Annotated in this window: 1 protein-coding gene; it reads right to left on the bottom strand. The window is 38.0% G+C overall.

Annotated features, from left to right (window positions below; genetic code table 11):
• Positions 1-140: 140 nt before the first annotated feature.
• Complete coding sequence (locus ACFX4H_RS26770) at positions 141-1,376, bottom strand: IS110 family RNA-guided transposase (protein ID WP_377436612.1); 1,236 nt, start codon at positions 1,374-1,376, stop codon at positions 141-143.
• Positions 1,377-1,638: the final 262 nt, after the last annotated feature.

Here is a 1,638-nt window from a genome sequence, read left to right as displayed (position 1 = left end):
AACTAAACCAGCCAATAGTTTGTCAACATTTTTCAATAAACACTTAAAATGTTTCATGTTATACTAAATTTGCGTATGCCAAATAACCTTCCAAGGTTCTCTGTTTGGAAAGTTTTGGACTGTTTAGTTATTCTTTAAAACTAGGCTAGATCTTGGAAAGTTGATTTGCTTTTTAAAAGTGCATAAATCCAATGTAAGAATTTATTGGCACATGCTATCACAGCTACTTTAAAGGGCTTTCCTTCCTCACGTTTCTTATCATAAAACTCTCGTAATCTCTTGTTACGAGGAATGATTTCATCTGTCGTTTTCTTTTTGCGACAATCACGAATGGCACATTTTACAGCCATATACAAGGCGTGTCGTAGCCTACTAGAACCTCTTTTGGTAATCCGATTTAAAGTACCTTTGAATGTACCAGATTCAAAAACACTTGGATCGATTCCGGCAAATGCAACCAGTTTCTTAGGGTGATTAAACCGATCAATTTCCCCAATTTCAGAAATTATCGTGGCAGCGATTTTTTCACCGATACCAGGGATCGATTGGATAATCTTACACTCTTCAATACCTTTTGCTAAAGCATCTATCTCATCTTCAAGCTTGGATAGATGCTTTTTGTATTCAAGAAGCATATTAATATACATATCCAGGCTTAAGGTCAGACTATGATATAAGTTTTTCTGAAATGGATTTTGAGCTGCGGCGGCCATTAATTTTTCTGCCTGACTGTCTGCCCATTTTTGCGAACGACTTTTACATAATTCCTTTATTTTTTTGGCGACTGTCTCTTCACCAGTATCCAGGATTTTTTGTGATGTAGGAAATGTTTGTAAGGTTAGTAAAGAAACATATGAATGTAAGTCACCAAAAACCCCACGGTATTCAGGAAACACTTGATCCAGAGTTGCTTGAAATTGTAATTTAGTTTGTACAAACAGGCCTGTAATATTTTCGTGCTGTCTTGTAAGGTTACGTAAGTTTAAGAGTTGGATTCCTCGCTGTTTATACGGCTCTAAGTCCTCTTTATAATACAGCTCGCAGAGATGACGAGCGTCAATAACATCTGTCTTTACCTTGCGTAGACTAGAACTCTTAGCTCGATACGATATGAGTGGATTTACGATAATCAATAAGTACCCTATATCTTCGAAAAACTGGACAACTGGTGTATGATAATGTCCAGTGGATTCTAATACAATGGGAGGCCGTCCCCCGGATACATTTTCTACTTCTCTAATAAAGTTTAGAAGACTAGCTAACCCTTCAAGAGTATGTGCTACTTTAAAGCTTTTTTTGTAAGGCTGCTTTTTATCCAAGAAAGCTTGAACCTGACTTTCCCCTTTTGCCACATCCAGACCAACAACTGGATTCATAAATTATCTCCTCCTAATATAAAGTCACCGGTACCCCATTTCCTTCTTGTAGTATCATAGCTTCGCTTGTTATACGAGATCATAGTCCCAACCAGCCTCAATCATGTTTCTACAAGTAGGGGGCGAACTGTTTAGTTGACGGGATCAAATCCCACGGGTGCGGACGTTCTACCCCGGCTACGGTTATCATATATCGATATAAAAAATGGTCAACCAGAAATATTTTCTGGATGACCTTATAATACGAACGGGTGCGTTAGCT

The organism is Peribacillus sp. YIM B13477 (assembly GCF_042787955.1).
Classification (GTDB): domain Bacteria; phylum Bacillota; class Bacilli; order Bacillales; family DSM-1321; genus Peribacillus; species Peribacillus frigoritolerans.
This window is presented reverse-complemented; position numbering and strand designations above follow the sequence as displayed.